This window comes from Flavobacterium cellulosilyticum, from assembly GCF_004349355.1.
GTDB classification, from domain to species: Bacteria; Bacteroidota; Bacteroidia; order Flavobacteriales; family Flavobacteriaceae; genus Flavobacterium; species Flavobacterium cellulosilyticum.
In genome coordinates, this window is record NZ_SMFK01000011.1 from 1 (window position 1) to 12,748 (window position 12,748).

At 33.0% G+C, this 12,748-nt stretch carries 14 protein-coding genes; 10 read left to right on the forward strand and 4 right to left on the reverse strand.

The genetic code is table 11. The features are described from left to right. Window positions 1–1,246 precede the first annotated feature (1,246 nt). From thrS to rplT, 4 genes are all read left to right on the forward strand, one after another. Window positions 1,247–3,193, forward strand: coding sequence for a threonine--tRNA ligase (gene thrS / locus E0F76_RS14095; protein ID WP_132007369.1), 1,947 nt, complete (start codon window positions 1,247–1,249; stop codon window positions 3,191–3,193). A gap of 16 nt (window positions 3,194–3,209) precedes the next feature. Beyond that, window positions 3,210–3,767, forward strand: a complete 558-nt coding sequence (gene infC / locus E0F76_RS14100; RefSeq protein ID WP_407920993.1) for a translation initiation factor IF-3 — start codon at window positions 3,210–3,212, stop codon at window positions 3,765–3,767. A 121-nt stretch (window positions 3,768–3,888) separates the two neighbouring features. Beyond that, complete coding sequence (gene rpmI / locus E0F76_RS14105) at window positions 3,889–4,086, forward strand: 50S ribosomal protein L35 (protein WP_022827375.1); 198 nt, start codon at window positions 3,889–3,891, stop codon at window positions 4,084–4,086. A 171-nt stretch (window positions 4,087–4,257) separates the two neighbouring features. Further along, on the forward strand, window positions 4,258–4,602 hold the full coding sequence (rplT, locus tag E0F76_RS14110) for a 50S ribosomal protein L20 (protein WP_132007375.1): 345 nt from the start codon (window positions 4,258–4,260) through the stop codon (window positions 4,600–4,602). Window positions 4,603–4,704: 102 nt separating this feature from the next. Here the strand turns inward: rplT and E0F76_RS14115 are convergent, their stop codons facing one another. Next, the gene (locus tag E0F76_RS14115) at window positions 4,705–4,914 is read right to left on the reverse strand and encodes a hypothetical protein (RefSeq protein WP_132007378.1); all 210 of its coding nucleotides are present in this window, start codon (window positions 4,912–4,914) and stop codon (window positions 4,705–4,707) included. 332 nt (window positions 4,915–5,246) lie between these two features. Here E0F76_RS14115 and E0F76_RS14120 point away from each other — a divergent pair, with 332 nt between their 5' ends. From E0F76_RS14120 to E0F76_RS20045, 6 genes are all read left to right on the forward strand, one after another. Next, window positions 5,247–6,713 carry a tetratricopeptide repeat-containing sensor histidine kinase gene (locus tag E0F76_RS14120; RefSeq protein ID WP_132007381.1) on the forward strand — a complete coding sequence of 489 codons (1,467 nt, stop codon included), beginning with the start codon at window positions 5,247–5,249 and terminating at the stop codon, window positions 6,711–6,713. A 12-nt stretch (window positions 6,714–6,725) separates the two neighbouring features. Further along, window positions 6,726–7,394, forward strand: a complete 669-nt coding sequence (locus tag E0F76_RS14125) for a response regulator (protein WP_132007384.1) — start codon at window positions 6,726–6,728, stop codon at window positions 7,392–7,394. A 288-nt stretch (window positions 7,395–7,682) separates the two neighbouring features. Continuing rightward, complete coding sequence (locus E0F76_RS14130) at window positions 7,683–7,892, forward strand: KTSC domain-containing protein (RefSeq protein WP_132007387.1); 210 nt, start codon at window positions 7,683–7,685, stop codon at window positions 7,890–7,892. 94 nt (window positions 7,893–7,986) lie between these two features. Continuing rightward, a complete protein-coding gene (locus E0F76_RS19370; RefSeq protein ID WP_165932711.1) occupies window positions 7,987–8,139 on the forward strand; it encodes a hypothetical protein in 153 nt (50 codons plus the stop codon). Continuing rightward, window positions 8,136–8,339, forward strand: coding sequence for a hypothetical protein (locus E0F76_RS14135; protein ID WP_132007390.1), 204 nt, complete (start codon window positions 8,136–8,138; stop codon window positions 8,337–8,339). Before E0F76_RS19370 ends, E0F76_RS14135 begins: the two co-directional genes overlap by 4 nt. A 6-nt stretch (window positions 8,340–8,345) precedes the next feature. Then, the gene (locus tag E0F76_RS20045; protein WP_132007393.1) at window positions 8,346–8,513 is read left to right on the forward strand and encodes a DUF4236 domain-containing protein; all 168 of its coding nucleotides are present in this window, start codon (window positions 8,346–8,348) and stop codon (window positions 8,511–8,513) included. Between the two features lie 237 nt (window positions 8,514–8,750). Here the strand turns inward: E0F76_RS20045 and E0F76_RS14145 are convergent, their stop codons facing one another. The 3 genes from E0F76_RS14145 to E0F76_RS14155 all read right to left on the reverse strand — a co-directional run bounded on the left by E0F76_RS14145 (window position 8,751) and on the right by E0F76_RS14155 (window position 12,743). Next, a complete protein-coding gene (locus E0F76_RS14145; RefSeq protein WP_132007396.1) occupies window positions 8,751–10,013 on the reverse strand; it encodes an asparagine synthetase B in 1,263 nt (420 codons plus the stop codon). Between the two features lie 91 nt (window positions 10,014–10,104). Further along, the gene (gene dnaB / locus E0F76_RS14150) at window positions 10,105–11,649 is read right to left on the reverse strand and encodes a replicative DNA helicase (RefSeq protein ID WP_132007399.1); all 1,545 of its coding nucleotides are present in this window, start codon (window positions 11,647–11,649) and stop codon (window positions 10,105–10,107) included. A 140-nt stretch (window positions 11,650–11,789) separates the two neighbouring features. Next, window positions 11,790–12,743, reverse strand: a complete 954-nt coding sequence (locus E0F76_RS14155; protein WP_132007402.1) for an acetyl-CoA carboxylase carboxyltransferase subunit alpha — start codon at window positions 12,741–12,743, stop codon at window positions 11,790–11,792. Between the last annotated feature and the right edge of the window lie 5 nt (window positions 12,744–12,748).

Genomic DNA, 12,748 nt, shown 5'->3' on the forward strand with positions numbered 1-12,748 from the left:
CGGTTAGCGGCTGCAAAAGTAACTATTCTTTTTTAACTGGCAAGACTTTTTGAAAATCTTTTGAAAAATATTTTTTTTCCATCTTATTATCAATCTTCTTATCAGTCTATCAAGGAACGTTGCTCGTTTAGCGGGGTGCAAAGGTAACTCTCGTTTTTAAATCTCACAAGCTTTTTTTAAACTTTATTTAGAAAATAAATCTTCCTTTTTGTTTGTAATGCTTGTCAGTATTTTAAAGAACTTCGTGCTCATTGCGGGTGCAAAAGTAGTGGGTTTATTTAGTTATTCAAGACCTTTTGCAAACTATTTTTAAAGTATTTTTTAAGTTGTTGGTTTTTCGGTATTTAAATCCCAAAGTTTTTTGGATTTTAGGATTCTAATAGCCACGTTTTTCAGAATTCTATCGGTTTTGGGTGTTTGAGGTTTTGTTTTTGGTCAGCGGTTATGGTTGGAATGCGAGTTTATTAGCGTTATAGATAATGAAGGTTGTTGGAAAAAGCGGATTTTGCTTTTAAAAATAGAATCGAAACCACGCTCTCCCACTTTTGAAACCCTGATTTATGCTGATTTCTTTGATGTAAAACTGTTTTTCATAAATCATTCGGGTTTTACTTTCCGATTAACTCGTCTGACACTGCTTTCTATTCCTATATATAAGGTGAAAGATGATTATATTATCTATTCTAAATTATTGGAAGGTTAATTGGCACGCAGATTTTAGCAGATTATGGAAGATGTGGTAATAGCCAAGCTACTTTAATTAAAAATCAGTGAGGTTTCATTTTACAATAAGCTCGTTTGATCTGGTTTTCTATTCCTATATATAAGGAGAAAGATAACTTTAAAAACAATTCTGCTTTGTTCGATTAAAGGTAGGCACGCAGATTTTAGAAGATGGTGAACTGAGATACATGTTTATTTTCAAAAGCATTGGCTTTTATAGTACTATATAATGACTTGAACAGATTATATAAAGGAGAAACATCTTGATGACTACGTATGCCATAGCCCTGATCGTAGTGGAAATCCTTGTGAAAAGAAAGACTAATTTTTCTTGCAGAAAAAGAGCGACCAAAGGAAGCTCCTTTTTATGCTTAGAAAAATAGACTGGATTGAACAAGATTGAAACGAAGAGATGGATGAAGCTCCCAGAAATTCTTATACTATATATAATGTATAAACTTGTGCTTATATATTGTATGTATTTTAGTAATGCGCTATATTTGCATTCACAAAATTAAAAACAATGATTAAGATTACTTTGCCCGATGGGACAGTTAAAGAGTTTGCACCAAATGTAACGCCAATGGAGGTTGCTATAAGCATTAGTGAAGGATTTGCTAGAAATGTAATTTCGGCTTCTTTTAATGGTACAATAGTAGAAACGACAACTCCTTTGACGACAGATGGAAGTCTTGTTTTATATACTTGGAATGATGAAGGTGGGAAGAAAGCTTTTTGGCATTCGACTTCGCACGTTATGGCTCAGGTTCTTGAAGAATTGTACCCAGGAATTAAACTAACTCTTGGACCAGCAATTTCTAACGGATTTTATTATGACGTGGATTTTGAGGATCAAAAAATCACAGAAGCGGATTTTAAAAAGATTGAAACTCGTATTTTGGAAATTTCTAGAGAGAAGCACGAGTTCAAACTACGTCCTGTTTCTAAAGCGGAAGCACTCGAGACTTACAAAGACAATGTTTATAAAACAGAATTGATTTCTAATCTTGAAGATGGAACGATTACGTTTTGTGATCATTCTACTTTTACTGACTTATGTCGTGGTGGCCATATTCCGAATACTGGAATTATAAAAGCCGTAAAAATAATGAGTGTTGCTGGTGCTTACTGGCGTGGTGATGAAAAGAACAAACAATTGACTCGTGTTTACGGTACTTCATTCCCGAAACAGAAAGACCTAACTGAGTACCTTGAACTTCTTGAAGAAGCCAAACGTCGTGATCACAGAAAATTGGGAAAAGAATTGGAATTATTTGCTTTCTCCCAAAAAGTAGGTCAAGGTTTGCCATTGTGGCTGCCTAAAGGTGCCGCATTGCGTGATCGACTAGAGCAATTCTTAAAAAAAGCACAGAAGAAAGCAGGTTACGAACAAGTGGTGACTCCTCATATTGGACAGAAGGAATTGTATGTTACTTCTGGACATTATGCTAAATATGGAGCCGATAGTTTTCAGCCGATAAATACTCCTAACGAAGGTGAAGAGTTTTTATTAAAACCTATGAACTGTCCTCATCACTGTGAAATATACAATGTGAGACCTTGGTCCTACAAAGATTTACCAAAGCGTTATGCAGAATTTGGAACTGTATATCGATATGAACAAAGTGGCGAATTGCATGGATTGACTCGTGTACGTGGATTTACTCAAGATGACGCTCATATTTTTTGTACTCCCGATCAATTGGATCAGGAATTCAAAAACGTAATTGATTTAGTATTGTATGTTTTTGGATCATTAGGTTTCGAAAACTTTACTGCTCAGATTTCCTTACGTGATAATGAAAATAGAGAAAAATACATTGGTTCTGATGAAAACTGGGAGAAAGCTGAAAATGCCATCATTAATGCTGCTGCTGATAAAGGATTGAAAACAGTTGTTGCTTATGGCGAAGCTGCTTTTTATGGTCCAAAATTAGACTTCATGGTAAAAGATGCGCTAGGAAGACAATGGCAATTAGGAACTATTCAGGTGGATTATAATTTACCAGAACGTTTTGAATTGACATACAAAGGTTCAGACGATCAATTGCACACACCAGTTATGATTCATAGAGCGCCATTTGGATCTATGGAACGATTTATCGCTATATTAATTGAACACACAGCAGGAAAATTCCCACTCTGGTTGATACCAGAACAGGCTATAATATTGTGTTTGAGTGAGAAATATGAAATATATGCGAAAAAAGTTTTGAATCTGCTAGAAAATCACGAAATTCGCGCCCTGATTGACAACAGAAATGAGTCAATTGGTAGAAAAATTAGAGATGCAGAAATGCAAAAAACCCCGTTTATGTTGATTGTAGGCGAGGAAGAAGAGAAAAACGGAACCATATCCATACGTCGTCACGGACAAGAAGGAAAAGGGAATGTTAGCGTTACAATTGAAGAGTTTGCCACAATTGTTAATGAAGAAATAGGCAAAACACTAAAAACATTTACAGTTTAACTTAAATTATAAAGCCATAGCAATAAGAAGCAATAGAGGTTATCAACCTCGAGTAGAAAAAAAGGATGCCCACAGAATAAACAACCTTATCCGTGGAGTACAAGAAGTAAGGCTTGTGGGTGAAAATATTGAGCCGGGAGTTTTTAAACTTTCCGAAGCACTAAGATTAGCTGACGAATTCGAATTGGATTTGGTAGAAATTTCACCAAATGCTGAGCCACCAGTTTGTAAAATAATGGACTATAAAAAGTTCGTTTACATGCAAAAGAAACGCGAAAAAGAATTAAAAGCTAAATCTACTCAAATTACAGTAAAAGAGATCCGTTTTGGACCTCAGACTGATGAGCATGATTACGAATTCAAAAGAAAAAATGCTGAGAAATTCCTAAAAGAAGGTTCAAAATTAAAAGCTTTTGTTTTCTTTAAAGGTCGTTCTATCATTTATAAAGATCAAGGTCAAATCTTATTATTGAGATTAGCAACTGATTTGGAAGAATTTGGAAAAGTAGAAGCTATGCCAGTTCTTGAAGGAAAGAGAATGATTATGTTTATTGCTCCGAAAAAGAAGAAATAAATTTGTCATAAAGTCTAAAGTCATAAAGTCCAAAGTCAGTTGCTGACCTGAAGACATTTGACTTTTAAACTTTAGGACTGAAAGATAAGTAAGTAAGAATAAATTAAAACACTAGGAAAAAATGCCTAAAATGAAAACCAAATCTAGCGCCAAGAAACGTTTTAAAGTTACTGGTTCTGGAAAAATTAAGAGAAAACATGCTTTCAAAAGTCATATCTTGACCAAGAAATCTAAGAAACGTAAATTAGCTTTGACACACTCAGCGTTAGTTCACAAAACCGATATGAAAAGTATCAAACAACAATTAAGAATCATCTAATAAGCCACTAGTAAAAAGCCAATAGCCATTAGTTTTAAAACTTTTGCCTAATGCCTAATAACTATTGCCTAGATTTCTTTAGGTTAAAACAATTTAAAATAACCTTGGAGTGGGCCATTAAGTACTTTCGATTAAATTCAAGTCGCCTTATTACAAAAAAACATAAAAATTATGCCAAGATCAGTAAATTCAGTTGCTAAAAGAGCAAGAAGAAAAAAGATAATGAAGCAAGCCAAAGGATTCTTTGGTCGTCGTAAAAACGTTTGGACAGTTGCAAAAAATGCGGTTGAGAAAGCAATGTGCTATGCTTACCGTGATAGAAAAGTGAACAAAAGAAATTTCCGTTCTTTATGGATTCAACGTATCAACGCTGGAGCTCGTTTAGAAGGAATGTCTTATTCAGAACTAATGGGAAAAATCAAAAAGAACAATATCGAATTGAACCGTAAAGTTCTTGCAGATTTGGCTATGAATCACCCAGTAGCTTTCAAAGCAATACTTAATAAAGTAAAATAAACGTTTTATCAACTCAATTTAAGATTACTTACTTATACAGAAACCCAGTCGAAAGATTGGGTTTTTTTTTATATTTCATTTTCTAAAATCAAATGTAAAGGACTACTCCTTATTATGAATGTATTTTTCATAAATATATTTTGTGATTGGTTTTAAAGTTTTACCAGTTTCAGGATGTAATCCAGGTTGATTGAAATAGTCCAACTTCTTTGCATCTACAGCCTTTCCGTACCAGACTAATGGTTTATTATAATTTCCATCTTTAAAAAATTTGGTTGTATTGCAAATGGATAGTTTTTTAAAATCATCCAATAAAGACTTTTTAAAAGGAATAATTTTTTCTTTTAAAAGTATAAATAAATTTTAAATTTCTGTATTTTCGGGAAATGGTTCGAAGCAAATTTCATTTCCCGATTTACATTTTAATACTCGTATTTTTTCATGTGTTACAATCATGTGAAAATAAGCCTATAACAACAATCTCAAAAAACAATGATGTAAAAAAAATAGATTTTTTTCTGGACCTTGGTGATGCGTTTTTTGAAAAAACTATAAATGACAGTGCCTACTATTATTACAATGAAGCAAAATCACTTTGCGACACAAAAACCGACACTACCAGGATCATATATTCTTTGACTAAAATGTCTGAAATCCAACAAAATCAAGGAGATTATTCTGGAAGTGAGGCTACAGCTATAGAAGCCCTCCCCTATTTAAATAACACAATAGATCCAGCTTACGAATGCTCCTTATACAACTTACTTGGGATAGTTAATGTAAAACTGTTCGAATATGACAATGCAATTGAATATTATACCAATGGATTAAAATTAAAGATAGATGATGTTCGAAAATTAAAATTAAAACATAATATTGCTGTAGCCTATATGGCAAAGGACGATTACAACAGAGCAATACAAATTTTACTTCCATTGACTTTGAAAAAGGAAGTTATAAATGAACCTGCATCATTTGCAAAAGCAGTTGATAATTTGGGTTTTTCTTACTTTAAAGTAGGCAGCCCTTTAGCACTTGCTTATTTGAAACAAGCCCTAAAAATAAAAAAACAAAAGAAGGATGATAATGGTATAGTTACAAGCTATATTCACCTTACTAATTTTTATAATCAAACCAACCAAAAATTGGCATTTGATTTTGCACAAAAGGCATACGAAAAAGCAACTAAAGTTAATTCAGTTGATAAACGCTTAGAATCGTTAGCTTTATTAATCCAAAATGGTACTGGAAATCAAACCAAAACCTATTCCGAGAAATACGTCTTCATAAATGATAGTATAACAAAGGTGAGACAAAAAGCCAAAAATCAGTTTGCTAAAATAAAATACGATTCCAAAAAAGATAAAGAAGAAAACCTGGTACTTAAAACTCAAAAAGCAGAAGCAGCACTTGAATTGGAATTACAAAAAAACCGTAATTTGATTTTACTTTTTATAACATTAATTGGCGTTTTGACTACCGTTTTTCTATATTATTTTTGGAAATCAAAAAACAAAAAGGAAAAATTACAAACAGTATATGACACCGAAACCCGTATTTCGAAACGCTTACATGACGAGCTAGCAAACGATGTGTACAATACTATGACATTTGCAGAGACACAAGATCTGAGTATGACTGACAAAAAGGAACACTTCTTAAACCAAATCGAAACTATTTATAACCGAACACGAAACATTTCGTTAGAAAACAGTGAAATTGATACTGGCATACACTTTAAAGAAAATTTATTAATGCTAATTTCTAGCTTCAATAATGAAAAAACCAATATAATAATTAAAAATCAAGAAGTTATCAATTGGAATACTCTTGAAAAATTAACAAAAATAACCATCTACCGCATTGTACAAGAATTATTGGTTAATATGAAAAAGCACAGCCAATGCAGTCTTGCCGTTTTTAGTTTTGAATCTAAAGGAAAAAAATACGAAATCAAGTATTCAGACAATGGAGTTGGTAGCCCAAAAACGTTAAAATTCAAAAATGGTTTGCAAAATGTGGGAAACCGCATAAAAACTATAAATGGAACATTTACTTTTGACAATGAAACTCAGAAAGGGTTCAAAGCCAAAATTATTTTTCCACACTAGAAATTTTAAATTATGTTTTCAAAAGTACTCCTTGCAGAAGATATCGACAGCATAAATATAGCTGTGGTAAATACACTAGACGAATTGAATATTATTGAAAAAGACAGTGTGAAGTATTGTGATGATGCGCTATTAAAAATAAAAAAGGCCTTACAAGATGAGAAACCTTATCAATTATTGTTAACCGATTTATCCTTTAAGGAAGATTTTAGGCAAAATACGCTCAATTCAGGTGAAGAATTAATCATTGCAATCAAACAATTACAACCAACCATAAAAGTAATTGTATTATCTGTAGAAGAAAAAACCTATCGCATAAAATCACTTTTTGAACATTTACATATTGATGCTTTTGTATTAAAAGGCCGAAACAGTATGCCCGAACTCAAAAAAGCCATTCAACATGTTTTTGATGGAAACACGAATTACATTGCTCCTAATTTATCTTTTATCTTAAAAGACAAAATGATACACGAAATAGACAATTACGACATCCAACTTATCGAGCAACTTTCCTATGGAATTGCCCAAGAAAAAATGGATATCAAGTTTAAAGAATTAGGTGTAGAACCTAATAGTAAATCCACCATCGAAAAACGAATAGGCAAACTCAAAGACTATTTCAAAGCCAACAATACCGTACACCTCATAGCAATTGCTAAAGATTTAGGACTCATATAAATCTTTTTTTATGTTTTATTTTGGCATGACCCTTCAGGTTACTTCGTCATTCTTCCTCGCACCTTCGGGTCGGGCTTTACGCTCCCGCTTTTCTTTATTTGGCAAAAAAAACGCCATATAAAGAAAGAGCTTCACTTCAATCCCTCATGCAACAACAAAGGAAAATTACAACTTAAAATCAAGTGAATCATAGAAATTAGTATTCATTTTTGAATTATAAATCATTTTTACGGTTTCCCGTAAGGAACATTATTTAATTGAAATTACATTTGGAAAAACTAAAAAACAATGAACCGCTACACTGTCAACGACCATAACATCATTTCTATAGGATATGATGAGATCAAAAATGTTCTCGAAATTGAATTTAAATTGCAAGCAATACATCAGTATTTTAATGTTTCCTTGGATGAATTTATAGCATTAATGAAAGCACCAAAAAAAGAAACTCATTATTTCAATTTCGTGTATTGCCAGTATCTATTTGATGTAGTTTAATTATTACACCTCTTTACGGTTTCCCGTAAGGAATTGATTTTCACAATTTTTAGGTTTGGAGAATTATTAATTTAAAAAAAGAAATTATAAAAAAATGGCTCTAGTATTTACTTTATTCTTATTCTTTATGGGAAGTCCTATTGATGCCTATAGTGGACATTATAAAAACGGTAAAGGAAGTTCTCATAAGGGAGGAAAGCACAAAAATTCAAGTACTAATAACCATTATAAAAAAATAAAGTCATGAAATATTATGTAAACAAAAATGCACAAACCAATGGAGATCGTGAAGTACATACAGAATTTTGTGGGTATATACCAAAAGTTGAAAATCGAAAATATCTAGGAGAATTTTCAAATTGCAAAGATGCAGTTTCAGAAGCAAAGAAAACATATCCACAATCCAATGGCTGTAAAACTTGCTCAAATTCATGTCATACAAGCTAACTAATCATGAGATTCAGATATTCAAAAAGAATTAATTTGGGAGGTGGTTTAGGATTAAATATTAGTGAAACTGGTATTTCTACAAGCCTAAGAACTAAGGCAGAATCAATTAGCAACAACGGTTTATCAGTTAGAAACAGGTGTTTCTGGTGTGTCGTACAGAAAACCATTTAAGTCATCAAAATCAAGAGGGTGTCTCTTAACGCTAGCTATTTATTTGAGTTTGGGCTTTACAATTTGACAATGTCTTTTTCAACACTTCAAAAATACAATTGATACATTCGGGAATTATTGCTTTTCATAAAAGCTTTGAATCCCTAGAAGAAGCTAGAAAAATATCAGATCACATTCCTATTTGGTTTAAATTTTCTTTAAAATAACTCATTAAATCACTCTCAAAAAAGAGAAAAACTACGTTTTCATTTTCTTTTTCCTGGCTGCAGGGAATAAAACATTGTTCAATATTAATCGATACCCCGGAGAGTTTGGATGCAAATCAAGAACTGTAGCGGGGTCCCCTACTCTATGTTGGTAATCTTCAGGATCATGTCCTCCAAAAAAAGTAAACATTCCCTTTCCTTTTTCACCGTGAATGTACCGGGCTTCACCGTTAAGTTCACAGGTCCCCATAACAAGTACATTCGATTTAATAAGGGTTTGATCATAGGATGTAGTTTGCCCCATAAATCCCTTTATCAATTGGGTGTGATTTTGACACAACATGCTAGGAATAGGATCCCATTTTGCCGAAAACTCCATCAAAGTAAAATAATCTTTCTCCATTGGAATTCTTCTTTTTTCAGTCATATCAATATCTGAAAATTCATAGTGTTCTGGTTTCCGATCTAATATAAAATCTTTAAATGCGAAAGTATTACCATAATTTATTTTGGTTTGATAATTAGCATCACTGGCATCACCGTCAAACATGGGTTCACAAATATCGACACCATCAGCCGCTAAAGCAATATCAAAACTATCGGTTGCAGAGCACATGGCAAACATAAACCCACCACCAATTACGAAATCCCTTATTTTTTTAGCTACAGCCAATTTTTCTTCCGAAACTTTTTTATAACCCAATTTCGATGCCAAATTTTCAGCCTCTTTTTTCTGGTCAATGTACCAAAGTGAATTTTTATTGGATCCATAAAATTTCCCGTATTGCCCCGTAAAATCCTCATGATGCAAATGCAACCAATCATAAAGTATCAATTGATCACTTAAAACTTCTTCGTCATATATAGGCGTAAAAGGAATTTCGGCATAGGTCAAAACAAGCGTTACGGCATCATCCCAAGGCTGTTTCCCTTTTGGTGTATAAACAGCAATTTTAGGCGCTTTTTCTAGAACAACTGCTTCCATATTTTGGGAAGGACTGGCTATTAATTCTAGAATCTGATTCGTTTCAGTATCACTTAACACTTCAAAACTCACCCCTCGAATCTGACATTCTTTTCTGATTTCTGGTGCATCTGGAAATAAAAAAGAACCACCTCTATAATTGAGTAACCAGCTGGATTTGTATTTTTTTTCGATGCACCAATAGGTAATTCCATAGGCTTTTAAATGATTTTGTTGCGTAGTTTCATCCATTGGCAACAAGATAAAAGAAGCCTTTGCTGTAAAAGAAAAAAGGATTAATAGGATAAAGAATATCTTTTTTGAAATCATTTTAAAAATTTTATATCTCAAAGATACTTGTTTTATTTTTTTAAAAAGACAAAAAAAAAATTCGCTCATAAAGCGAATTTTAATTTATTTTCTAAAATGGCATATCATCATCTTCTTCTTCCTCATTCAAATTACTACCAAAGGCTTCATTTGGAGATGGAAGGTTTTTGGATTGAAAAGGGTTATCATCATGATTCATTTTTGATGGTAAGTCATCATAACTTCCGCTAAAATCTTCAAGGTTATCAAATTTACCCAGATTTCCTATAAACTTTAAGCGAACGTTTTCAAGCGAACCATTTCTATGTTTGGCAATCATAAATTCAGCTTGACCAGCCGAAGGTGATTGTTCATCATCATCCCATTCTTCAATTTTATAATATTCTGGACGGTAAATAAACGATACAATATCGGCATCTTGCTCAATTGCACCCGATTCACGAAGGTCAGAAAGTAATGGTCTTTTACTTGAACCCCTAGTTTCCACTGCACGAGACAACTGAGATAAGGCAATTACTGGAACTGCTAGCTCCTTGGCCAATGCTTTTAAATTTCGAGAAATTGTCGAAATTTCTTGTTCCCTATTACCTCCTCCTTTTCCATTTCCACCGGCAGTCATCAACTGCAAATAATCGACAATAATGATTTTAATACCATGTTGGGATACCAAACGTCTTGCTTTTGCTCTTAAATCAAAAATAGAAAGCGATGGAGAATCATCAATAAAAAGGGGTGCTTTTTCTAAATTTTTAACCTTTACACTTAATTGTTCCCATTCGTGTTTTTCTAATTTTCCTGTTCTCAATTTTTCAGATGACAAACCTGTTTCAGAAGAAATTAACCTGGTAATCAACTGAACTGAGGACATCTCTAATGAAAACAATGCCACTGCATGTCCATAATCGATGGCAATATTACGAGCCATTGAAAGTACAAATGCAGTTTTACCCATACCTGGACGAGCAGCAATAATAATTAAATCACTAGGTTGCCAACCAGAAGTAATGGCGTCCAGTTTTGTGAAACCAGTTTCTACCCCACTTAATCCTTTTTGATTGGCTATTTCTTCAATTCGTTTTTTAGCTTGTAAAACCAAACTCTGCGCTGTTTCAGAACTCCGTTTTATATTTCCTTGGGTAACTTCATATAATTTAGACTCTGCTTTATCTAATAAATCAAAAACATCTGTAGTTTCATCATAGGATTCTTCGATAATATCCGAAGAAATACGAATTAAGCTTCGCTGAATAAATTTTTGAAGAATAATTCTAGAGTGAAATTCAATATGTGCAGATGAAGATATTTTTTGCGTAAGCTGAATTAAATAAAAATCGCCACCAGCCAAGTCTAACTTTGCATTTTTACGCAACTGAGCAGAAACTGTTAATAAGTCAATAGGCTGCGTTTCTGTGAATAACTGTACAATTGCTTCAAAAATATGTTTGTGTGCCTCTTTATAAAAAGCATCTGGTTGTAAAATATCAATTACCTCATCAACACCTTTCTTATCAATCATCATTGCTCCAAGCACAGCCTCCTCTAAATCTATTACCTGAGGCGGGAGTTTCCCTTTTTCAAGGTTGATGATAGTTGTTCTATCAGCTTTAGCAGGGTTATAATTTTTGACATTTTCCATGAAGCGAAATTAAGTAAAAATTAAAAAATATTACTATAGAGTTATTAGAAAGATTTGTTCATAAACAATCATTTTTTGTTAATAACCATAAAAAAATCCGAAACTGTAAGGCTTCGGATTTTATATAAAATTACAAGGTATTACTCTTTAAATTCACCCATATTACAGTATTTATCCATTCTTTGAGCTATTAATTCGTCTGTTGATAAGTCTTTCAATTCATTGAATCCTTTCAAAATATATTGCTTAACTGTTTTAAAAGCAGTTTCTCTATCATAGTGAGCTCCACCAAGTGGTTCAGGAATAATATCATCAACTAATTTTTGATTTTTCATATCAGTTGAAGTCAATTTCAACGCTTCTGCAGCTTGCTCTTTGTAATCCCAGCTTTTCCACAAAATAGAGGAACATGATTCTGGAGAAATAACTGAATACCACGTGTTTTCCATCATATAAACACGATCTCCAACTCCTATACCCAATGCGCCACCAGAGGCACCTTCTCCAACAATAACCACAATTATAGGCACTGTTAATCGCACCATTTCGATGATATTTCTAGCAATGGCTTCTCCTTGTCCGCGTTCTTCCGCTTCAATTCCAGGAAAAGCTCCAGGAGTATCAATAAAAGAAACTACAGGAATACCAAATTTCTCTGCCATTTTCATTAATCGCAAAGCTTTACGATAGCCTTCTGGATTTGCCATTCCAAAATTACGATATTGACGAGTTTTGGTATTAAATCCTTTTTGTTGACCAATAATCATAAAGGATTGTCCTCCAATTTTTCCTAAACCACCTATCATTGCTTTGTCATCTTTAAAACCTCTATCACCGTGAAGTTCTAGAAAAGTTTCGCCACAAAGCGCTCTTACGTGATCTAAAGTGTAGGGTCTACTGGGGTGTCTTGATAATTGAACACGTTGCCAAGCAGTAAGATTTTTATAAATATTTTTTTTAGTTTCTTCGAGTTTCTTGTTGATTTTTTTACAAGTAGTTGTCACATCAACCTCCGATTCCTCTCCAATAGTAAGACACTTTTCTAACTGGTCTTCTAATTCTTTTATTGGAAGTTCAAAATCTAAATATTCCATATTAT

Excerpts from the sequence above, each read along its gene's own strand:
- thrS (WP_132007369.1), top strand. The coding sequence starts at position 1,247 with ATGATTAAGATTACTTTGCCCGATGGGACAGTTAAAGAGTTTGCACCA.
- rpmI (WP_022827375.1), top strand. The coding sequence starts at position 3,889 with ATGCCTAAAATGAAAACCAAATCTAGCGCCAAGAAACGTTTTAAAGTT.
- rplT (WP_132007375.1), top strand. The coding sequence starts at position 4,258 with ATGCCAAGATCAGTAAATTCAGTTGCTAAAAGAGCAAGAAGAAAAAAG.
- E0F76_RS14120 (WP_132007381.1), top strand. The coding sequence starts at position 5,247 with ATGTCTGAAATCCAACAAAATCAAGGAGATTATTCTGGAAGTGAGGCT.
- E0F76_RS14125 (WP_132007384.1), top strand. The coding sequence starts at position 6,726 with ATGTTTTCAAAAGTACTCCTTGCAGAAGATATCGACAGCATAAATATA.
- E0F76_RS14130 (WP_132007387.1), top strand. The coding sequence starts at position 7,683 with ATGAACCGCTACACTGTCAACGACCATAACATCATTTCTATAGGATAT.
- E0F76_RS19370 (WP_165932711.1), top strand. The coding sequence starts at position 7,987 with ATGGCTCTAGTATTTACTTTATTCTTATTCTTTATGGGAAGTCCTATT.
- E0F76_RS14135 (WP_132007390.1), top strand. The coding sequence starts at position 8,136 with ATGAAATATTATGTAAACAAAAATGCACAAACCAATGGAGATCGTGAA.
- E0F76_RS20045 (WP_132007393.1), top strand. The coding sequence starts at position 8,346 with ATGAGATTCAGATATTCAAAAAGAATTAATTTGGGAGGTGGTTTAGGA.
- E0F76_RS14145 (WP_132007396.1), bottom strand. The coding sequence starts at position 10,013 with ATGATTTCAAAAAAGATATTCTTTATCCTATTAATCCTTTTTTCTTTT.
- dnaB (WP_132007399.1), bottom strand. The coding sequence starts at position 11,649 with ATGGAAAATGTCAAAAATTATAACCCTGCTAAAGCTGATAGAACAACT.
- E0F76_RS14155 (WP_132007402.1), bottom strand. The coding sequence starts at position 12,743 with ATGGAATATTTAGATTTTGAACTTCCAATAAAAGAATTAGAAGACCAG.